19 protein-coding genes are annotated in these 19,644 nt (G+C 51.8%); 3 read left to right on the forward strand and 16 right to left on the reverse strand.

Annotation, left to right across the window (positions count from 1 at the left end):
• Window positions 1-91 precede the first annotated feature (91 nt).
• A complete protein-coding gene (locus QWV57_RS09335; protein ID WP_015374939.1) occupies window positions 92-1,051 on the forward strand; it encodes a bile acid:sodium symporter family protein in 960 nt (319 codons plus the stop codon).
• Window positions 1,052-1,212: 161 nt separating this feature from the next.
• On the opposite strand, the gene QWV57_RS09340 is transcribed toward QWV57_RS09335, so the two are convergent.
• The 10 genes from QWV57_RS09340 to QWV57_RS09385 all read right to left on the reverse strand — a co-directional run bounded on the left by QWV57_RS09340 (window position 1,213) and on the right by QWV57_RS09385 (window position 11,134).
• Window positions 1,213-2,139 (reverse strand): endonuclease I family protein, encoded by a 927-nt coding sequence (locus tag QWV57_RS09340; protein WP_015374940.1) that lies wholly within the window; start codon window positions 2,137-2,139, stop codon window positions 1,213-1,215.
• Window positions 2,140-2,202: 63 nt separating this feature from the next.
• On the reverse strand, window positions 2,203-3,708 hold the full coding sequence (locus QWV57_RS09345; RefSeq protein WP_015374941.1) for a Na+/H+ antiporter NhaC family protein: 1,506 nt from the start codon (window positions 3,706-3,708) through the stop codon (window positions 2,203-2,205).
• Window positions 3,709-3,879: 171 nt separating this feature from the next.
• Window positions 3,880-4,728, reverse strand: coding sequence for a metallophosphoesterase (locus QWV57_RS09350; RefSeq protein WP_033006112.1), 849 nt, complete (start codon window positions 4,726-4,728; stop codon window positions 3,880-3,882).
• A 60-nt stretch (window positions 4,729-4,788) separates the two neighbouring features.
• Window positions 4,789-5,364, reverse strand: coding sequence for a YkoP family protein (locus tag QWV57_RS09355; protein ID WP_033006121.1), 576 nt, complete (start codon window positions 5,362-5,364; stop codon window positions 4,789-4,791).
• A 745-nt stretch (window positions 5,365-6,109) separates the two neighbouring features.
• A complete protein-coding gene (locus tag QWV57_RS09360) occupies window positions 6,110-6,823 on the reverse strand; it encodes a GntR family transcriptional regulator (RefSeq protein ID WP_033006105.1) in 714 nt (237 codons plus the stop codon).
• A 153-nt stretch (window positions 6,824-6,976) separates the two neighbouring features.
• Complete coding sequence (locus tag QWV57_RS09365) at window positions 6,977-8,389, reverse strand: glycoside hydrolase family 1 protein (RefSeq protein WP_060787910.1); 1,413 nt, start codon at window positions 8,387-8,389, stop codon at window positions 6,977-6,979.
• Window positions 8,390-8,415: 26 nt separating this feature from the next.
• Entirely contained in the window at window positions 8,416-9,735 is a 1,320-nt protein-coding gene (celB, locus tag QWV57_RS09370) for a PTS cellobiose transporter subunit IIC (protein ID WP_020755838.1), read from the reverse strand.
• 15 nt (window positions 9,736-9,750) lie between these two features.
• Entirely contained in the window at window positions 9,751-10,083 is a 333-nt protein-coding gene (locus tag QWV57_RS09375; protein WP_301099596.1) for a PTS sugar transporter subunit IIA, read from the reverse strand.
• A gap of 1 nt (window position 10,084) precedes the next feature.
• On the reverse strand, window positions 10,085-10,396 hold the full coding sequence (locus tag QWV57_RS09380) for a PTS sugar transporter subunit IIB (RefSeq protein ID WP_013145220.1): 312 nt from the start codon (window positions 10,394-10,396) through the stop codon (window positions 10,085-10,087).
• 432 nt (window positions 10,397-10,828) lie between these two features.
• Window positions 10,829-11,134 (reverse strand): MerR family transcriptional regulator, encoded by a 306-nt coding sequence (locus QWV57_RS09385; protein WP_081133016.1) that lies wholly within the window; start codon window positions 11,132-11,134, stop codon window positions 10,829-10,831.
• Window positions 11,135-11,314: 180 nt separating this feature from the next.
• Here QWV57_RS09385 and QWV57_RS09390 point away from each other — a divergent pair, with 180 nt between their 5' ends.
• Both QWV57_RS09390 and ykzB read left to right on the forward strand, forming a co-directional pair.
• Window positions 11,315-11,530, forward strand: a complete 216-nt coding sequence (locus QWV57_RS09390; RefSeq protein ID WP_015374949.1) for a Fur-regulated basic protein FbpA — start codon at window positions 11,315-11,317, stop codon at window positions 11,528-11,530.
• On the forward strand, window positions 11,490-11,627 hold the full coding sequence (gene ykzB, locus QWV57_RS09395) for a protein YkzB (protein WP_015374950.1): 138 nt from the start codon (window positions 11,490-11,492) through the stop codon (window positions 11,625-11,627). Before QWV57_RS09390 ends, ykzB begins: the two co-directional genes overlap by 41 nt.
• A gap of 225 nt (window positions 11,628-11,852) precedes the next feature.
• Here ykzB and QWV57_RS09400 read toward each other — a convergent pair whose 3' ends face one another.
• The 6 genes from QWV57_RS09400 to QWV57_RS09425 all read right to left on the reverse strand — a co-directional run bounded on the left by QWV57_RS09400 (window position 11,853) and on the right by QWV57_RS09425 (window position 19,526).
• Entirely contained in the window at window positions 11,853-13,055 is a 1,203-nt protein-coding gene (locus tag QWV57_RS09400; RefSeq protein ID WP_060787911.1) for a nitrate/nitrite transporter, read from the reverse strand.
• Between the two features lie 199 nt (window positions 13,056-13,254).
• Window positions 13,255-15,402 (reverse strand): assimilatory nitrate reductase catalytic subunit NasC, encoded by a 2,148-nt coding sequence (gene nasC / locus QWV57_RS09405; RefSeq protein WP_015374952.1) that lies wholly within the window; start codon window positions 15,400-15,402, stop codon window positions 13,255-13,257.
• An 11-nt stretch (window positions 15,403-15,413) separates the two neighbouring features.
• Window positions 15,414-15,716 carry a nitrite reductase small subunit NirD gene (gene nirD, locus QWV57_RS09410; RefSeq protein WP_301099608.1) on the reverse strand — a complete coding sequence of 101 codons (303 nt, stop codon included), beginning with the start codon at window positions 15,714-15,716 and terminating at the stop codon, window positions 15,414-15,416.
• Window positions 15,717-15,937: 221 nt separating this feature from the next.
• Window positions 15,938-18,364: a nitrite reductase large subunit NirB gene (gene nirB / locus QWV57_RS09415; protein WP_301099610.1), complete on the reverse strand. Its 2,427-nt coding sequence runs from the start codon at window positions 18,362-18,364 to the stop codon at window positions 15,938-15,940.
• Between the two features lie 337 nt (window positions 18,365-18,701).
• Window positions 18,702-19,106 (reverse strand): DnaA N-terminal domain-containing protein, encoded by a 405-nt coding sequence (locus QWV57_RS09420; RefSeq protein WP_301099612.1) that lies wholly within the window; start codon window positions 19,104-19,106, stop codon window positions 18,702-18,704.
• An 18-nt stretch (window positions 19,107-19,124) separates the two neighbouring features.
• Complete coding sequence (locus tag QWV57_RS09425) at window positions 19,125-19,526, reverse strand: acyl-CoA thioesterase (RefSeq protein ID WP_015374955.1); 402 nt, start codon at window positions 19,524-19,526, stop codon at window positions 19,125-19,127.
• Window positions 19,527-19,644: the final 118 nt, after the last annotated feature.

The raw sequence follows: 19,644 nt of genomic DNA on the forward strand, positions 1-19,644 counted from the left end.
CAAAATTCGCCACCTCATCAGTTGAATTTTTCTGAAAAGTGTATATAATCTTTTGTATATCTTTCCCATCTTTGCTCAAGGAGGAAGCTCAATGAACACACTAGGAAAAATCAGCAACTTTGTCGGCAACACCTTTGCCATCTGGGTGCTTCTGTTTGGAGCGCTCGCCTTTTTCGCTCCCAGCGCATTTACGTGGATCGCTCCGTATATCGTGCCGCTTCTAGGCATCGTGATGTTTGGCATGGGATTGACGCTGTCAGCGAACGATTTTAAAGAGGTGTTCAAGCGTCCGCTTGATGTGTTAATCGGCGTCGTTGCCCAGTTTCTCATCATGCCGCTTGTCGCGTTTTTGCTCGCTTACTTTCTGCCGGTTTCACGTGAGGTGGCGCTCGGCATTATTTTAGTCGGCTGCTGCCCGGGCGGGACGGCGTCCAACGTCATGACGTATTTGGCGAAAGGGGATACGGCGCTGTCGGTCGCCGTCACTTCTGTTTCGACGATTTTAGCGCCGATTTTGACGCCGTCGCTCATTTTGCTTTTAGCGGGAAAATGGCTGTCGGTGTCCGCTGCCGCCTTGTTTTGGTCGATCGTTAAAGTCGTGCTGATTCCGATTGTTTTAGGGCTCATCGCCCAGGCGCTGTTCCAAAAGCAAGTAAAAGCGTGCATCCCGGCGCTGCCGCTCGTTTCGGTCATCGCCATTGTTGCCATCGTCGCCGCCGTCGTCGGGCAAAACCAAGCGGCCATTGCCAAAAGCGGGCTTCTGATTTTTCTTATTGTCGTTGTTCATAACGGATTGGGCTTGCTGCTTGGGTATTGGTTTGCCAAACTGTTTCGCCTGTCGCCGCCAAAACAAAAGGCGATTTCCATTGAAGTGGGCATGCAAAACTCTGGGCTTGGTGCGGCTTTAGCGACCGCCCATTTTTCGCCGCTCGCCGCCGTTCCAAGCGCTATTTTCAGCGTCTGGCACAATATTTCCGGCCCGATTGTCGCAACGTACTTCCGCAAACAAGCAGACCGCCAGGCAACGGATGAACAAACGATTTCCGCTTGACCTCTCTCACGCTTTGTTTAGCCGCAAAAAAGCTGTCTCCCGAAATGAAACGACCGTTTTTCGGAGACAGCTTTTCTGCCTATTATCACGCTGTTTTTCCGCTCTCGGACGATTAGGCGCTCTTTGGAAACAAAAAGCGGACATCCGCCCTCAATCTCATTTCACAGCGCCCCCTCAAACGGAAACACCATCCTTCCCGCTAGTTCCGGGAAATCAATGAACGGATTGCGGTTGCCTTGGATGAAGAAAATCGCGCTGTTGCGATGATGCTCATACACCGTTGGCGGAAATTGTTCGTGCCAACGGACAAGGAGCGGAATATCGATTTTGCGCCGGAATGATTTCGCGATCGCCTTCGGGTAGCGAAGCAGAAAGTAAAGCATCGCCCTTGCCGCCGTCCCTTTGCCGTATTCCGGCTCGAAATAGCCGTTATGGACGACGCCGCAGCGGTTTTGGATTTGCTCGTCGGGATCTTCCGGATTGTAAAACGGGAAATCCGCGTACGGAAAATTCGACCGCATCGTATTGCACTCCGGCTGGCAAACGAATAAATGATGCAAATCGCCTTTCATCGGTTCGCGGGCGCCAAACCACGACTGCGGGACAACATGTTCCGCATTGAATTTCCATTGCTGCTCGATCGTGTTCACCCGCTCGTGCACATCGCCCCATCCATTTTTCGTCCTTCTCAACAGTTGACGAAACTCTTCATAACGCCGCTTCATCGTTTCCACATCTTGAACGATCAGTGTTCGTGGATCTTTCCGCTCGCCGGAATACAAGCTGCGCACCGTTCCGTCCGGGTGCAAGTCGACCCATGTGTACAAATACTCATCCTTGCTGAAAAAATACGGCAGCCGCCGCTTATGGGTGTGCGCCGCCAGTTCATGATAGCGGACAAACAACATCAATCCGTCCCCTTCAAGCGGCAGATGGCGGTAATACCGTTCGCGCGCCCTCTCATCTTCTGCGGCCCGATAATACGCATCCTCCACCGCGAGCCGCTCATTCAGCTGCTCGAGCCGTTCTTTCGGATCTTCCTCCCGCCATTGGCCGAGCTCCTCAAGCCGCCGTTCCGCCTCTCCCATCAGCGTTCCCCTTTCTTTTTTCTTTTAGTGTATCACGGAAGGCGAAAGAGGGCGATAACGGCGTTAATGCAAAAGAAACGATGTCGCGCCGAACAAAACGGCGGCGATGCCGGCGGCGATCAACGACGGAATCAGCTTCGTTCGCGCGTATTCCATCACCGGCAAATCCAAAATGGTGCAAAGCGTCACCGTATTGTCGCTAAGCGGCGACGCAAACGCCCCGAACGTCCCGCTCGCAAACACCGCGCCGATGACCGGCAAAATGTTCGTTCCCGACTGGCTCGCTAGCGTTACGCCAAGCGGCATCAACATCCCCCACGTCCCCCACGACGAGCCGATGAAATAGGAAATGACAGCGCCAAGCAAAAACAAAATCGGGGCGACGAAAAACGGCGGAATCCATTCTTTGACATGGCCCGTAATGTATTGCGAAAACCCTAAATCCTCCGCCACAGCCGACAGCGCCCAAATGAGCGCCAGCATTAAAATGACGGAAATCAGCTCATTGCCGCCTTTGACAAAATGCGTCAACAAATCGTTCAATTTAAATCGCTGCCAAAGGAAGAAAGCAACTGTAATGATGACGGTAAACAACAGCGCCTCCAACATCGCGCCGAGCGCATCGCTTTGCAAAAACGCCTGCCAAAACGTTCTTGCCCCCCGGCGGCCGTCCCACCAGCTTAAAAACAACGTCAAGACAAGCACGATCGAAAGCGGAACGATCAAATTCCACGGCTTGACCGGCGTTTCTTTTTGGTAGGCGCGCGGGCATGTCTGCATCGCGTCCCCTTCTTCCCCTTGCGCTTCATTGGGTTCATGGTCAGCCGGCCGCTGTTCTTCCGCCATTTCGAGCGCCAACCGCTCGTTCCAGCTCCGAATCGGCGCCTCTTTCCGCTTTTCGCTTACTGCTGCTTGTTTTTGGCGCGAATAGACAAAAAAACTGTAGTAGAGCCCGACGGCAATAATGGCATACGAGAAAAAGTTAAACGGAATGCTTCGGACGTACACGATGTACGGCTCCGCGCCGATGCCGGCCGTATCAAGCGCCTTATCGATGACCGACACCATATAGCCGACAAACGCGGTGGCAATTGGGATGAGCGCGACAACCGGGTTGGATGTCACCTCAATGGCAAAGCCGATTTGCTGGGACGACAGCCCGAGCCGTTTGCGCAGCGCCTTCATGATCGGCGCGACGGTGACGATGCGAAAATCGGGGTCGCTAAACGTCACCATCGTCGAAATCCACGTCAGCAGCATAGCGGTTTTGGCCGATTTCACTTTTTGGCTGACGAGATGGACAAATCCTTTGATTCCGCCGGTGTATTTGATCATGCTCACAAGACCGGCGAACACATACAAGAAAATGATGATGCGAATGTTGTTCGTCTGCATTAAGTTGTCAACAACGTAATGAAGCATCGTCCGCAACCCGCCAAGCAAGGACGGGGTCATCAAATAACTGCCAACCAACAGCCCGACAAACAGCCCGGGGATGACTTGCTTCGTCCAAATCGAAATCGGGATGACAACTAAAAATGGCAAGAGAGCTTTCCACGACGGTTCCATTGGCCATTCACTCCTTTCTTTAAAAAGTATGGCGATGGTTTCCCTTGTCTATGCAAACTGTCATTGATTTTCCCCCAACAACGGGGAGACGAGTCTACACAAAAAGCGCGCCGCATGGTGGCACGCGCAAGCGAAACCGCTTTCCTACCTAAAAAAATAAAAAGCTGCCAATTAGACAGCTTTCACCGCTTCTCTTCGGGACGGCAGCGCCAACAAGTGGAGCGTCACTTCCGGCTTCGAGCCGATCCGGATGTTCACCCCGGTTTGCCCAAGCCCTTCGTTGATATAAAACGGTTTTCCCTCCCATTCATGATAACCTTTGATCATGTTCCGCTCGGTGAGCGTTTTGCTCATTTTCGCCAAATGGTACGGCTTTGGCCAATGAATTTGTCCGCCGTGGAAATGGCCGGACAACAAGTAGTCAAAATGATAGTCTTTCATATGCGGCACGATGTCCGGATCGTGCGTCAACACAAGGTTGATGCCGTCTTTCACGCCCGCATACGCCTTTTCGATGTCGCTGCGCCCCGTGTAAAAGTCATCGATGCCGATGATATTGACGGTTTGACCGTTGACGGTGATCGTTTTCGTCTCGTTTTGCAAGACGACGCAGCCGTGCGCCTCAAGCGTCGCTTTCAAGCGCGCAAACGGTTCGCCTTGCAGCACGTAATCGTGGTTGCCAAACACCGCATACATGCCGTACGTCGGTTTCAATGCATTCAGCGCGGCCAAATACGGACCGAGCTTGGCGATGCTTTCCTCACGGTCCAAAAAGTCGCCCGTCAACGCGATCAAATCGATCGCTTCCTCTTTCAGCTTTTCGTATAAATCGTCCGGGGTGATCGACAGTTTTTCAAGATGCAAATCCGATAGCTGCAAAATCCGAAGGGCTCCATCTCCATCCTCTGAACGACCGACTTGGACTTTATGCAAAACCGCTTCATACGTATTGCGGTGGGCTTTGCGAATGACAAAAGCAAGCAATGACAAGATTGCAAGAAAAACAAAAAAGAATGTCATCGTCTTCTCTCCTCCCTCGATACCCATTATAGTGAAATGGAGGAGAGAAGAAAGAGGGAGTTAGTGGATGAGATGGCAGCCGTACAACGAAAACAATTTTCCCTTTGACATCACCAAATATTTCGGCGGACGGACAAGCGGCATGAGACGGTGTTGGGCCACTGTCATCATCGGCCAATGGGATGCCATTTTAAACCAACGGTAAAATGAATTGCCAATGTTAATGACATCAAATCCGAGTCTCTCACAACCTTTGTTTAACATCGTCACGCCGATAATCCCTTTTATGCTGGCGGACTGTTCGTGATGGTAAAGATAATGGGCAACATACGGCAAACTGGCCTTCACTTGTTCGAAAATATAACGTCCTTTTTGAATATCGCTTCGATACTGCATCAGTTCGCGAAGCAGACGAACATTATGAAGGTGAATTTTCAACAGCCAGTCATTGGCCGCAATCGTCGTTCCGTCCGAAAGGTGAATGGTTTCACCCTTGTATCGAAGCAAACGGACGCGAAAAATGGAACGACAGCCGTTCTCTTTCCCACCAGCATATTCAAGGCGGGAACATGCATAATAGAGTGGATCCATCAGTCCCCATACAGACAACAGCCACTGCGTCGCTTTGCTTCTCATTGGCGGCATCCTTCCCCTGCTCGTTCTATCCATTTACATTATGGAATCGATCGAGCGGCATTATAAATGGAGAAAAAAGGAGAAAAGATCGCTGCATGACCAGTCGGGAGACGCGCGTACTGAAGTCACATCTCTGTTTCCTCGCCCTAATCGAACACTTCCCCTGTACAAGCAGTTTTTAGCCGCCGTTCCGAATGAATCAAGCACCACAGCTGTTTCGATCAAACAAAAGATGTGTCAGAAAGCGCCTTGTGCCCTAGAAGGCCGGTGAAAAACGGCTGCCACGAGCAAATCAGCGGCATTTCACCAAAAAAAGAAGGCTGATTTCGCAAGGCTTCTCTAATTGAGAAAAAGATGGAATAGCGGCATTTTGTACTAAATCACCGGCCCTCTAGAGGACTGGTGAAAAACGACCGATTTCGCCGAACCCGTTGCTTTCGGCTGAAAGAGAAGCGTTGATGTTACAGGACTTCTCCATTTGAGAAGAGATTCCGTTTTCTGCGACTTTTCACTAAATCACCAGCTTTCTAGAAGGGTGGTGATTTCATGCAAAAGGCGGATCATTCCAACCCTATTTCAATTGGAGAAACATTGTCAGATCTGCTCTTCTTTCTGATCAACTACCACCCGAATTAAATAAAAAGATTGGTTGTCACCAACCTTTTATGAAGAAAGACAGAAAGAGCCCCCCCTGAACGGCACCAAAATGCGCCTGCCTTCCCCGGATCGCGAAAGCAGGCGTCATTTAGCGGCGGGTGCTTACCGTGACGAATACGAATTTGTCATACCGATGGCGGGAAAACGAGTATTCAAACGGCTCCCCGTTGTTCAAAAAACCAACCTGCTCCAATTCCAGCACTGGATCGTCGGGCGCGCACTGCAAGTACTGGCGATCAAGCTCATTCGGTTTATCTGCGCGGATTTTCCGGTGCGACCCTGCAATCGTTAAGCCGAGCTCGTGAGTGATGTAACGATAAATCGAGCCATGAAGCACCGTTTCATTGAGCCCCGGGATCAAATGGACGGGCATATACGTCCGTTCAATGACGTACGGCTCCCCATCAACATTGCGCAGCCGAATCAAGTGGTACACCGGTGTGTTCGTGTCAATGCACAAATGGGCGGCTACTTCATCGGATGGAAACAATACTTCGAACGTAATGATTTGGCTTGTCACCTTTCGCCCTTTCAATAAACTCGTCAAGCCAAGTGTTTCGTTGCTGACGACATTCACCAATCCGTCAAGCATGGCGGATTTTACAATAAACGTGCCATGACCGCGCTTTCGATACAACAGCCCTTCGGATACGAGCACATCAAGCGCCCGCTTTACCGTCATCCGGCTGCAGCCAAACTCCTCGGCGAGCGAGATTTCGTCTGGAATCGGCGCGTCTAGGGAATACACTCCCTCTTTAATTCGTCTGCGGATCTCATTCGAAATTTGCTCATATTTCGGCATCGTTTTCATCCCTTGTCATTATCCTATTTTCATTGTACGAACAATCATCTGTTTGCACAATACTCAATGCGGCTTTCTCCTTCACCGATTTCGCCGTCCTGGTTTCCCGACCGACAAAAAGCGCCCCGCTGTCCGGGACGCCTTTTCTTTCACTTAAAACCCATTGTTTTCCGCCACTGTTTTCAACCAGTAGCCGCTCTTTTTAATCGTCCGTTTCAAATGATTGTCCAGGTCAACAGCGACCAATCCGTACCGATTTTTGTAGGCATTCGTCCACGACCAGTTGTCCATAAATGTCCAAAGGTGGTATCCTTTCACATTGACCCCTTCTTCAATCGCGCGATGCACCCATTTTAAATGCTCGCGAATAAATTCAATCCGGTAGTCGTCATGAATCATGCCGCTTTCATCACGAAACCGTTCTTCTCCTTCAACGCCCATGCCATTTTCGGAAATAAAGCACTCAATGTTTCCATAGTTTTCCTTAATATTGATTAAAATATCATAAATTCCTTTTTCATAAATTTCCCAACCACGATACGGGTTCATTTTCCGCCCCGGCATGGCATAGTAGTCGAAAAACCGTTCAGGCAAAAACGGGGCTTCCGGATTTGGCATATTTTCTTTCGCCTTGACGCGGCGCGGTTGATAGTAGTTGATGCCAAGCAAATCGATCGTATTTTCTTTGATGAGTTCGCGGTCACCGACTTCCGTCACCGGCAAAAAACGGTGTTCAGCCAACAGCTCGATTAAATCTTGCGGGTATTCTCCTTTTACCGCAGGATCCAAGAAACTGCGGTTAAACAACAAATCAGCGATATGCGCCGCTTTCACATCAGCCGGATGTTGGCTGCGCGGATAAGACGGCGTTAAATTCAAAATAATGCCGATCTTTCCACCCTGTATCGCCGCCCTGCGGAAGGCGGCAACCGCTTTGGCATGGGCGATCATCGTATGGTAAGCCACCTGCACGGCGCGGCGGAAGTCAACTACATTCGGATAGTGGAAATCGTACAAATACCCGCCTTCTACAGGGACAATGGGTTCATTGTGCGTAAACCATGTTTTCACCCGATCGCCAAACAGTTGAAAGCAAAGGCTGGCATAGCGGGCATAAGCATCGATAACCTCGCGATTTTCCCATCCGCCAATGTTTTGCATCACCAGCGGCATATCAAAATGGTACAAATTCACAAACGGTTCAATCCCATTCGCCAGCAATTCATCGATGACCGCATTGTAAAACCGCACCGCCTCCGAGTTGACCTCACCAACCCCATCCGGAATCAAGCGCGACCATGAAATGGAAAACCGGAATGAATTATGGCCGATCTCCTTCATTAACGCAATATCTTCTTTGTAACGATGATAAAAATCGGATGTCACTTCTGGGCCGACGCCTTGAAAAAAGCGGTGAGGCTCTTGTTCATACCAATGATCCCAAATGTTCTTCCCTTTCCCCCCTTCGTTTGCCGCTCCTTCGATTTGCGTCGCGGATGTCGCACTTCCCCACCAAAATCCGGCAGGAAAGCGATACGTGATTGGTTGCTTTAATCGTTGTTCCATCGCGATTCACCTCATTTGCTGTATCGTTATGATGCACTTTTCGCAGCGTCTTGCCCCTCTTCCCGCTCTTTTTGCAAGTTCATCCGGTCAATGAACTTTAAGAATGGAAACCAAATGACAAGCACAATCAGGAAATTGACCACTTGCAGCAATCCGCCGGCCAGCGAGTTCGTCGCCATAATGCCGTTGATGAAAATCGGCACCGTCCATGGCACCGCTACGCCGTTAGGCGGGGGTACAAGGCCTGAGGACATTGCCAAATAGGTCACCAACGTGACGACCATCGGCGCCAAAATCCATGGGACGATGACGAGCGGATTCATCACAACCGGCAAGCCGAAAATAATCGGTTCATTGACGTTAAAGATTCCGGGTCCGAGCCCGAGCTTCGCCACCTGCTTCATTTGCTTGCTCTTCATAAAGAGCAAGATGGCGAAAATGACAGCGAGCGTCATTCCCGTTCCGCCCATGCCGACCGTGTAAATTTCAATAAACTGTTTGCTGACGACATGCGGAACTTCCCCCGTTTTTGTATACGCATTTAAGTTTTCGAGCGACAGTGTGTTCCAAATCGGATCCATCACCGAGTTAATGATGATTTGCCCGTGCAGCCCGAAAAACCACAAAATTTGCGTGACAAAAATCGCGATCATCGTTGCAATAATGCCGCTTCCCAGCCCGACAAGCGGTGCTTGCACTGCATTGTAAATGACATCATGCATGTTTGTCTTAAAAATTTGTGTTACAATGATATTGACAACGAGGAAGAAGGTCAGGGTGACCACCGCCGGAATCAACGCCGCAAACGACTTCGCAACCGCCGGCGGCACCCCGGCCGGCATTTTGATTGTAATATTTTTTTGTACAACCTTCCGGTAAATTTCACCAGCAGTAAATGCGGTAATCATGCCAAGAAACATCCCTTTCGCTCCTAGGCGGTCGAGCGGGATGACTCCTTGCACAGCCTCTTTCCCCTCAACCTGCAAAACGAATGGCGTCAACAAGAGAAAAGAAGCTAACGCGATCGCACCGCCAAAAACCCCTTCGACTTCATAACTTTTCGATAAATAGTAGCCGATGCCGAATACAACGAAAATCGTCATCACGCCCATCGTTGCATTTGGAGCAACGCCGAGCATCTCCTTGAGTGTATTGAGGCTGTTTTCACTCATCACCTTGTCCAAAAACGGCAAGTTGGCGATGACAACTGCGATTGAACCGAAAATCGTCAACGGAAACGCCAACATAAATGCATCGCGCAACACTTGTAAATAACGGCTATTGTTCAACTTTCCCGCGATCGGAACGAGAATTTTGCTTAGTTTTTCGAATAATGCTTGGTTCATGCCGCCATCCTCCCTTCACACGTTTCGTTCCTTCAACAGTGCGAGCATTTCTTTTACAATCTCTTTCATCGCCAGCGTTGACATGACATGGTCTTCCGCATGCATGAGAAGCAATGTAATATTGGGTTGCTCGCCGCCAGCTTCTTTTTGAATAAGTTGAAAATGAACATCATGAGCTATGCTTAAGTCTTGCTCTGCTTCTTGAATCAGCCGCTCCGCTTCTTCGACCTGTCCTGTCCGGTATTCACGGATGGCTTGGACGATTTTGCTGCGGGCCTTGCCACTATGCAAAATCAGCTGGAAAGCGACTTGTTCATTGGTGAGTTGATTGACATCGATTTTTTCCATCTTACTTGTCCCCCATCAATTTTAATGCCTGCTCATACACTTTTTTGCCATCCGCCATCCCATAAGCCACCATGTCAATGACATCGACTGGAATGCCATATTTTTGCGCTTCTTTTTGCAATTCCCCTTTCAAAAAGCTCATTTGTGGACCAATAAGGACGACATCAGCTTTGGCCATCTCTTTTTTCGCCTGATCTTGGCCGACCGCCCAAATCTCTGCCTCCTCACCGACGGATTTGGCATACTCCTGCATTTTCGTCACTAGCAAGCTTGTCGACATTCCAGAACTGCACGCCAATAAAATCCGTTTCATGGTTCATTCCTCCTCTTTGCATTGAGTAAAACAAATGATATCGTTTTCAATTTAAATTATATACATTTATATTTATTTGTCTAGTCATTTAATAAAAAAGATTAATATTTTTAAACCAACCTTTTGATCCTGCAACAAAAAAAGCGCGCACGAATCTCTGTGCGCGCCAAGCAACTATGCTCTTATTATTGGACAAACGCCGCTGTGTTTACATCCTGTTGGCACACGGCCAGGCGGTTTTCCGCATGCTCTGCTTCCAAGCAGGGATGCATCCAAAATTCGAATCTGTCCGAACCCCTAGAGGGCTGGTGATTTAGTACAAAAAGTTGCTGATCCCAGACGTTTTTCAATTAGAGAAACCTTGCGAGGCCATCTTTCTTTTTTGGCGAAATGCCGCTGATTTGCGCGTGACAGCCATTTTTCACCTGCCTTCTAGGAATGCATCCGAAAATGCGCATTCATTTGCCCTTTCAACATCCGCTCACGCAGCTCTTTCGTCATTTCCTGACGGATTTCCCACGTCGATACCCCTTCCTCGCGCTGATTGGCGATTTTCATCAACTGCTCCACATCAGCGAACGAATATTTGCGGATGCCTTTCGAACGGTCAGGGAACACCAGCTTCCGTTCCTCGTAATAACGAATTTGCCGCTGCGACAGCCCGGTCAGTTCACTGACAACCCCGATCGAAATGACTTTTTTGTATTTGTAGTGATCTTCTTGCGGATGAGCTGTCATACTCCTCACCTCAATTCGTTATATTTTCTAACGTAATTATACAAAAAATGATGTTAGCCCGCTAACTTTTGTAAATAAAATTAACATATTTTTTAAATTTCCTGTAAATGTGCTTAACACATTTGCTGTATGCTGAAGAAAAAGATGATATGGTAAAGGTAAAAACAGGGAGGGAATCGAATGGGGACATGGATGAGAAGCGCCGTGCGGAAGAAAAAGCAATTTTACATCGAACGACTGATGCAGTTCGGCTTAGCCGCCGACCGCGAGCGTCTCGAAGAGTGGACAATGGCCGAACTGCGCCGCGAATATGAACGATTCCACCCCGCCCAGACGATCGAAGGAGGACGCCGCCATGGACAAACAAGCCCTCGAACTGGCCAAGCGCATCATTGAACTTGACCTCGAGCGCGATGCGATGTTTGAACAGCTGATCGCCCTCATCGGCAATCAAGCGGATGAGCTGCTTCGATTTTTGCAAAATCGATTATAAAACGATCATGCGAAAGTGCCCTGAATTTCTTCACGGGCACCTTTTTTCACCCTCATTCTTCAATAGAAATCCTTCCGAAATCAGCGCCAAGGCTGGAAAAACTTAAGAAACGCCGCGAACCCCCCCTCTTTGTCAACCTAAAGAAAGGACTGTGTTCCACCAGTTTTTTCGTTCAATCAAACGATTTCCTTTGAAAGTTTGCAGCGTCTCTTTGGGTTACCCTATTCATTCTGCTGCTTTTTGAGAGAACGATTCGACCGCAACCGTAGTTCCTTGAAGGCGGCGAGCAGCCATTACCGCGGCCATGAAAACGAAGACCAGCATCCAAAACCCATACGCCGAAGAACCGGTCCACTGCTTCATCACCCCGAGCACGTTCGGCAGCAAAAACCCTCCCAGTCCGCCAGCGGCGCCAATGATGCCCGTCAACAAGCCAACCTCTTTCGGAAACCACGTCGGAACAACTTGGAACAACGCACCGTTCGCCGCGCCAAAACAAAGGAAAAGAGCAACCATCAATCCGAACAGGACGAAAAGAGACGGCAATGTACCGATGCAAGCCAGCAACAAAGTCCCAGCGGCAAACAACAAGGAAAGAAGCCGCATTCCCCCGATCCGGTCGGCGATATAGCCGCCAATCGGCCGGATGAAACTGCCCGCAAACACGACGGCGGTGACGAAATCGCCGGCCGTGACTTTGCTGATGCCGTATTCATCAAAGAAGAAAATGCCCAAGTAACCCGTCAGCCCCACAAATCCGCCGAATGACAAGCTGTAGAAGAAACAAAACAGCCATGCTTCTTTTCGCTGGAGGACTGCTCGGTATTCACGCAAGGAAATGGGCTTCACCGCTGTTGGACATTCACGCGCCAGCCAAGCGAACAAAAGGAAGACGACAACAAGCGGTACGAGCGCCAACCCGAACACCGCGTTCCAACCATACATCTCCGCCAGGCGCGGACCAAACAGCGTCGCCAGCACCGTCCCGCTGTTGCCGGCCCCGGCGATCCCCATGGCCAGCCCTTGATACTCTTTCGGATACCAGCGGCTCGCGAGCGGCAAGGCAACAGCGAAGCTGGCTCCGCCCACCCCTAATAAAAATCCGAGCGCATACACATCCGACATCTGATCTGCAAACCGCCAGCCCCACACAAGCGGCATAGCCGTCACCGCCATGCCAAGCAGACCGGCCCGCTTCCCGCCCCAGCGGTCTGCCAAAAGCCCCATCGGAATGCGAAGCAGCGCCCCGCCCAACACCGGAATGGCGACCATCAGCCCTTTTTCCGCCGGTGTGAGCGCAAACTGTTCAGCGACAAACACCCCGAGCGCACCAAGCAAGTTCCAAATCATGAAACTAATATCAAAATAGAGAAACGACGACAATAGCGTCGGCGCATGCCCGACGCGCCAAAACGATTTCCTCGCCATCTTCCCCCAACTCCCCCTTGGCACAGAATGTTCGTTATGCTAAAATGGAAATGAAAGCGATTTCTCCACCTACTTCCCGCCGTATTGCTGGGAAGTTTTTTTTCTTATGGCGCGTCTCGGTCCGCGCGCCCCGCTGGGGATGATTCCCCGCCGCGGACGGAAAAGAGAGCGCTTTTTCCGGCGAAATGAACCACACAAGTCAATTTCTCCCTAAATCGACCACTGGCCGCACCCGAGCTGCGCACCGCTTAAACGCCGGCATGCGGCAATGCGGATCGAGCTCATCGGATGTGACGTTGTTGATTTGCCCAAGGCCGCTCCAGTGGAACGGGACAAAAATCGTATCCTCGCGAATTTGGTCATTGTATCGGCTGCGGACGACCGCCGCACCGCGGCGCGTTTCAATGCGCACAAGCATCCCTGGGCCGATCCCGTATCGTTTGGCCGTCCTCGGGTGGATTTCCACGACCGCCTCCGGCTGCCGCGCCGAAAGCGCCGGGCTCCGCCGCGTTTGCGTTCCGCTCAAATAATGAGCAAGCACCCGTCCGGTCGTTAAATAAAGCGGATACCATTCATCCGTCTCCTCTTTCTCCGGCCGAAACGGCAAAACCGCAAACCGAGCCTTGCCGTCCGGATGAGCAAACCGTTCCGTAAACAACCGAGGAGTCCCAGGATGATGCGCATCGGGGCAAGGCCAGTAGACACGTTCGCGCCGAAGCCGCTCATACGTCACACCGTAATAATCTGCTTTGCCGCCGCGGCTCGCCAACCGCAGTTCGTTGAAAATCTCTTCGGCTGACGTGAACGGGAAGAAGCGGCCCTTGCCAAGCTTGTGCGCAATCGCGCATAAAATTTCCCAATCATGTTTCACCTCCCCAGGACGCTTCCGAGCCGCCGGCCGAAAGCACACCCGCCCTTCGACGTTCGTCACCGTGCCTTCGTCTTCCAAATACGACGAAACAGGCAGCACGAGATCGGCCAGCTCGGCTGTTTCGGACAAAAACATATCCGCAACGACAAGAAACTTCAGTTTTTGCATCGCTTTGGCCACAAACGCCGCATTCGGGCTCGAGACGACGGGGTTCGACCCCATGACCAACAGCCCGGTGATCTCGCCCGCATCGATCTTTTGCATCATTTCATACGCTGACACCCCCTTTCGCGGCAGCTCATCCGGCGCAACGCCCCATACGCTTGCGATATACCGCCGGTGTTGCGGATGCTCAATGCTTCGGTAGCCCGGCAGCTGATCGGCTTTTTGTCCATGCTCGCGCCCGCCCTGCCCGTTCCCTTGTCCGGTGATCGAGCCAAACCCAGAGCCAGGACGGCCGATGTTTCCGGTTGCCAGCACGACGTTGATCCACTGTCTGACCGCCGCATAGCCGTCCGTCTGCTGCTCCAAGCCGCGCGCCGTGAGCACGATCGCATCGGCCGCCTCCCCGTACTTTCGCGCCGCCAAGCGAATCTTCTCTTCCGGCACGTCAGTCAGCCGGACGATCTCATCCATCTCCACTGCTTCTATGTGCTGTTTCCATTCGGCAAACCCAACCGTCCGCTCGCGCACAAACGCTTCATCGATATATCCTTCGTCAAGCAGCACTTTCCCGATGCCGACGGCCAGCGCCGCATCCGTTCCGGGCTTGAGCGGCAGGTGCAGATCCGCCAACGCCGCCGTTTTCGTTTCCCGCGGATCCACCACGATGATAAAAGCGCCGTTCTTCTTCGCTTCGTAAACATACGGCATCAACGTCGGCTGGCATTCGGCGACATTGGTCCCAGCCAAAATGATCGTCTGGGCGAGTGGAATGTCGGAGAGCGGATTCGTCAACCCGCGGTCAAGACCAAACGCGTCGTTCATCGCGGCCGCGGCCGCCGACATGCAAAAACGGCCGTTGTAGTCGATGTGCCGCGTCTTGAGCGCCACGCGGGCAAATTTCCCGAGCAAATACGCCTCCTCGTTCGTCAAGGATCCGCCGCCGTAAACAGCAAACGCATCGACTCCATCTTCCTTCTGAATGGAGATGATTCGTTCCGCGATCAGCGAAAGCGCCTCCTCCCAACGGACCCGCACAAACCGGCCGTCCACTTTCGCAAGCGGAACCAACAGCCGCTCGGGATGCAAAGCGTGCTGGTGGGCGTTCATCCCCTTTAAACAAAGGCGGCCGTTGGACGTCGGGTTGTCGGTCGGGACCGCCTTGTAGCGGCGCCGCTCTACAATCCGCTCCTCCACCAGCTGAAGCGTGCACTGGACGCTGCAAAACGGACATTGCGTCGCGGCAGCCGTTTCTGACGCCCGTTCTTTTTCCTTGGCGCGAAAGTAGCGCAGCAATTCGTTCGTCATCGCCATTCCCCCGCTTCCTACAGCTCGACATATACCAAGCCGTCTTTCACCGCCGCGCGGTACGTTTTGACACACCCTTCATCCGGCGCCTGCACCCGGCCGTCTTTCAGGCAAATTTTCCAATCATGGAGCGGACAAAACACAAACTCGCCGCTCACAATACCTTGTGACAAATCGCCTCCTCGATGCGGACAGCGGTTTTCAACGGCAAATACTTGATCGTCACCCGTCCGGAACAACGCCAGCTCACGATTCCCGACCTGCACGCATTTTCCGAGCCGCTTCGGCAACTGTTCCAATGTTCCCACTTCCACCTTCATCCTCTCTTCGTCCTCCCCCTGCATCGATGTCTGATCCTGTTTGGCCATTCCTTTACAAACTTTCATGAACAACAACGTAAAATCGTCGTTTCGCAAACGAAAACCTCGTTTCCGGCTGGACGATGGCCATCATTTCCCTCTCTTCGTTCCAGCATTGATCCTAACCCATGATCAATCCAGGCGGCGGAACATCAACTTTTTCCGCCCGCCGTCATCCCCCTTCATTCCACCGGCACCGGCTCTTTGTCGCCGATATCGCGGAACAACAGTTGCTGCAGTCTCTCGTTTTCGACGATGTCCCGCCACGGATCTGTTGTCGCGGAAAGAGCTTTGTGAAGCCGCTCAAGCAGCGCGCGGCGCGTTTCCACATCGAACAACACTTCGCGGATATGCTCAAGCCCGACGCGCTCGACCCATTTGGACGTCCGTTCCAAATAATGCGCGGACTCGCGGTAATATTGCAAAAAAGCACCGGTCATCTCGATCACTTCGTCTTCCGTCTTGACCGTGCAAAGCAAGTCAGCTGCACGCAAATGGGTGCCGCCGTTGCCGCCGACATAAATCTCCCATCCGCCCTCGACGCCGACGACGCCGACATCTTTAATGCCCGATTCCGCACAGTTGCGCGGGCAGGCGGAGACGGCCATTTTCACTTTATGCGGCGTTTTCAGCCGCTCAAATGTTTGTTCCATCCGAATGCCAAGCCCGGTCGAATCTTGCGTCCCAAAGCGGCAAAACTGCTTGCCGACGCACGTTTTCACCGTCCGAAGCGCCTTGGCGTAGGCGTAGCCTGACGGCATGCCGAGATCGGCCCAAATGCGCGGCAAATCTTCTTTTTTCACCCCAAGCAAGTCAATGCGCTGCCCGCCGGTGATCTTAATCATCGGCACGTTGTATTTTTCCGCGACATCGGCGATGTTCCGCAGCTGTTCGGCTGTCGTCACCCCGCCATATATGCGCGGCACAACGGAGTACGTGCCGTCGGCCTGGATGTTGGCGTGCAGCCGCTCATTGACAAACAAGGATTCCGCTTCTTCATCGTACTCGCCCGGATACAACATGCCCAGGTAATAATTGAGCGCCGGACGGCATTTCGAACACCCTTCCTCGTTTTTCCATCCCAATACACTCATCACTTCTTTGACCGTCATCAGCCGCTTTTCTTTGATCGCTGCAACCACTTCCTCGCGGCTTAGGTCCGTGCAGCCGCAGATCGTTTCTTTCACCGCATACCGGTTCGCTTCTTCACCAAGCATATGCTCAAGCAGCTCGGCGACAAGCCCTTTGCATCCGCCGCACGAGCGAGACGCGTTCGTATAGTCGCGCACCTCGGCGACCGTCTTAAGCCTGTGTTCGGCAATCGCCTGACAAATCGCGCCTTTTGTCACCCCGTTGCAGCCACAGACGACATCGGTATCCGCCATCGTCGCCACAAGGCTTTCTTTTCCTCCCGATGAAGCTGGCGCCAATAACGAAAGAGAAAGCGCCTCAAGCGAATCACCGCGCTGGATCATATCCAATAGTTTTCTTCCTTCGCTCGTATCGCCAAACAGCACCGCCCCAACGATTTTCCCTTGGCGAACGACGACTTTCTTGTACACCGAGCGCGCTTCGTCATACAGTTTGATCGACTCCGTCCCTTCGCCATCCATAAATTCACCAGCCGAGAACACGTCGACACCGGACACTTTCAGTTGGGTCGAGACGACGGATCCTTCGTACGGCTTTCCTTTTCGGCCGCAAATCGCCTCTGCCAGCACTTTCCCCTGCTCATAAAGCGGAGCGACGAGCCCATACACAACACCGCGATGTTCCGCGCATTCACCGACCGCGTAAATGTGCGGCACGCTCGTTTCCAAGTAGTCATTGACAACGATCCCTCGATTCACTTCAATGCCGCTTCTCCGCGCTAAATCAACATTCGGACGAATACCGACCGCCATCACCACCAAGTCGGCGGCAATGGACGTACCGTCCTTAAACCGCACTCCCTCCACACGGCCGTTGCCGAACAATTCGGCCGTCTCCTTGCGAAGCAAAACGTTCATCCCTTGTTTCTCCAGCTCCCGCTGCAGCAGCTTGGAAGCGGTCGGATCAAGCTGGCGTTCCATCAAATAGTCGAAAATATGGATGACATCGACATCCATTCCTAAGTGAAGCAGGCCGCGCGCCGCCTCCAATCCAAGCAGGCCGCCGCCGATGACCGCCGCTTTTTTGTATGTCTTCGCATATTCGATCATCCGCTCGCAATCTTGGATATCGCGAAACGCCGTCACCCCGGGCAAATCCGCCCCCGGCACCGGCAAGATAAACGGATTCGACCCCGTCGCGAAAATCAATTCATCGTATTCGACTACCCGCCCACGGTCGGTCCGAACAAGCCGCCGCTTGATGTCGACTTCCGTCACCGTTTCGCCGGCAAACAGCCGAATGCCGTTTCGTTCGTACCATTCCCAACTGTTCAACGTAATGTCATCAAGGCGCGTATCTCCTTGCAGCACCTTCGACAACAAAATGCGGTTATAGTTCGGATGCGGTTCGCTGCCAAAAATCGTGATCTCAAACGCCTCGCGGTCAAGTTTTAAAATCTCCTCGATGCAGCGAACCCCTGCCATGCCGTTGCCGATTAACACGAGTTTTCGTCTCACGTCGCCATCCCTCCATCTTCGTTACCTTGTTTATCGTCATCGATGCAGCCAAAGCCAAATCGTCATCACCAACAGCTCCCATAATCCGACCGTTCTTGTTCGCATCACCCTCACAATTTCCCCTTTGCCTTGGCTGTGCCCATCATATCACGTCAAACATGAAGCATGCATTTTTATGTGAGATTATATAACGCGATTTTAACAAAAAAACATATAAAAAATCAGATTAATATACGTATTTGTCGGAAATATGTAACTTTTTATAACATAAAAAAGCGACCTTCCGCTTGATGGCGCGGAGGCCGCTTCTTATTGGAGGTTGCTCATTAGGGGATCATCAGTGAATCGGACGGGATTCCAGCAGTTCATCGATGATGCGCGCGTAGTGGTCAATGCGCCGCTCAAGCTCATCCACTTGCTTCTCAAGCTGGGTCATATATTGGCGAAAGGTCATGGGAACGCCGTTCCGCTGTTCGAGCCGCTCTTCGATTTTCTGCCGCTCGCCGTGGACAGAGACGAAGATGCGCATCTCGCGGCCGAACACTTCGCGGACGGTTTCACTGATGAGTTCGCCGTATCTTGTTTGCAGCCATTCACATTGAATGTCGTTGAGGCATTCGATGATGAGCCAATCGTCATCCACCGTCGCCGACGTCGAGGCAAACCACGTGTCAAACGACGGGCCGGGCAGCTTTTGCGCAAGCTTCGTTTTCACTTGCTCCCAAAGATGATGCTCCTTCACGCACTCACCCCCTTTCGTCTACTCGCCTGGCTGCCATACATGTTCGCGCAATTTCGCCCGAATGTCATCCGGAATCGGCTCGGGCCGCCGGGTGTCAAAATTGAAATTGACATACACCGCCCGCCCTTTGGCGCACACCACCCCGTTTTGGTGGATTTCTTCATAAATCGTGAGGCTTGTGTTGCCGATGCGTTCAATGCCGGTATACACGGTCACATCTTGCCCATAATACATTTGGTTGACATAATCGACTTCCATACGGATGATCACCATCCGCCAACGTTTGAATGACAAATCAGGCGTAAACAGCTTGAAAATTTCATGCCGCCCCGCTTCAAACCAAACGGGCACGGTCGTATTGTTAATATGGCCGACGCCGTCCGTCTCCGACACACGCGGCGTAATGACAGTCGTAAACATAAACGCTCTCCCTTCACAAGAACTGGAATCGTCTTTTGTCGAATTTCGGCGGCTGATGTATATGTGTTCGCTTCACGACGTGGAAATTCCTGCTTCACCATCAAGAAAACGTGAAAAA

The organism is Geobacillus zalihae (assembly GCF_030414215.1).
GTDB classification, from domain to species: domain Bacteria; phylum Bacillota; class Bacilli; order Bacillales; family Anoxybacillaceae; genus Geobacillus; species Geobacillus zalihae.

What these genes read in the sequence shown, in the direction of transcription:
- QWV57_RS09335 (WP_015374939.1), top strand. Translation starts at nt 92, where the DNA reads ATGAACACACTAGGAAAAATCAGCAACTTTGTCGGCAACACCTTTGCC.
- QWV57_RS09340 (WP_015374940.1), bottom strand. Translation starts at nt 2,139, where the DNA reads ATGGGAGAGGCGGAACGGCGGCTTGAGGAGCTCGGCCAATGGCGGGAG.
- QWV57_RS09345 (WP_015374941.1), bottom strand. Translation starts at nt 3,708, where the DNA reads ATGGAACCGTCGTGGAAAGCTCTCTTGCCATTTTTAGTTGTCATCCCG.
- QWV57_RS09350 (WP_033006112.1), bottom strand. Translation starts at nt 4,728, where the DNA reads ATGACATTCTTTTTTGTTTTTCTTGCAATCTTGTCATTGCTTGCTTTT.
- QWV57_RS09355 (WP_033006121.1), bottom strand. Translation starts at nt 5,364, where the DNA reads ATGAGAAGCAAAGCGACGCAGTGGCTGTTGTCTGTATGGGGACTGATG.
- QWV57_RS09360 (WP_033006105.1), bottom strand. Translation starts at nt 6,823, where the DNA reads ATGCCGAAATATGAGCAAATTTCGAATGAGATCCGCAGACGAATTAAA.
- QWV57_RS09365 (WP_060787910.1), bottom strand. Translation starts at nt 8,389, where the DNA reads ATGGAACAACGATTAAAGCAACCAATCACGTATCGCTTTCCTGCCGGA.
- celB (WP_020755838.1), bottom strand. Translation starts at nt 9,735, where the DNA reads ATGAACCAAGCATTATTCGAAAAACTAAGCAAAATTCTCGTTCCGATC.
- QWV57_RS09375 (WP_301099596.1), bottom strand. Translation starts at nt 10,083, where the DNA reads ATGGAAAAAATCGATGTCAATCAACTCACCAATGAACAAGTCGCTTTC.
- QWV57_RS09380 (WP_013145220.1), bottom strand. Translation starts at nt 10,396, where the DNA reads ATGAAACGGATTTTATTGGCGTGCAGTTCTGGAATGTCGACAAGCTTG.
- QWV57_RS09385 (WP_081133016.1), bottom strand. Translation starts at nt 11,134, where the DNA reads ATGACAGCTCATCCGCAAGAAGATCACTACAAATACAAAAAAGTCATT.
- QWV57_RS09390 (WP_015374949.1), top strand. Translation starts at nt 11,315, where the DNA reads ATGGGGACATGGATGAGAAGCGCCGTGCGGAAGAAAAAGCAATTTTAC.
- ykzB (WP_015374950.1), top strand. Translation starts at nt 11,490, where the DNA reads ATGGACAAACAAGCCCTCGAACTGGCCAAGCGCATCATTGAACTTGAC.
- QWV57_RS09400 (WP_060787911.1), bottom strand. Translation starts at nt 13,055, where the DNA reads ATGGCGAGGAAATCGTTTTGGCGCGTCGGGCATGCGCCGACGCTATTG.
- nasC (WP_015374952.1), bottom strand. Translation starts at nt 15,402, where the DNA reads ATGGCGATGACGAACGAATTGCTGCGCTACTTTCGCGCCAAGGAAAAA.
- nirD (WP_301099608.1), bottom strand. Translation starts at nt 15,716, where the DNA reads ATGAAGGTGGAAGTGGGAACATTGGAACAGTTGCCGAAGCGGCTCGGA.
- QWV57_RS09425 (WP_015374955.1), bottom strand. Translation starts at nt 19,526, where the DNA reads ATGTTTACGACTGTCATTACGCCGCGTGTGTCGGAGACGGACGGCGTC.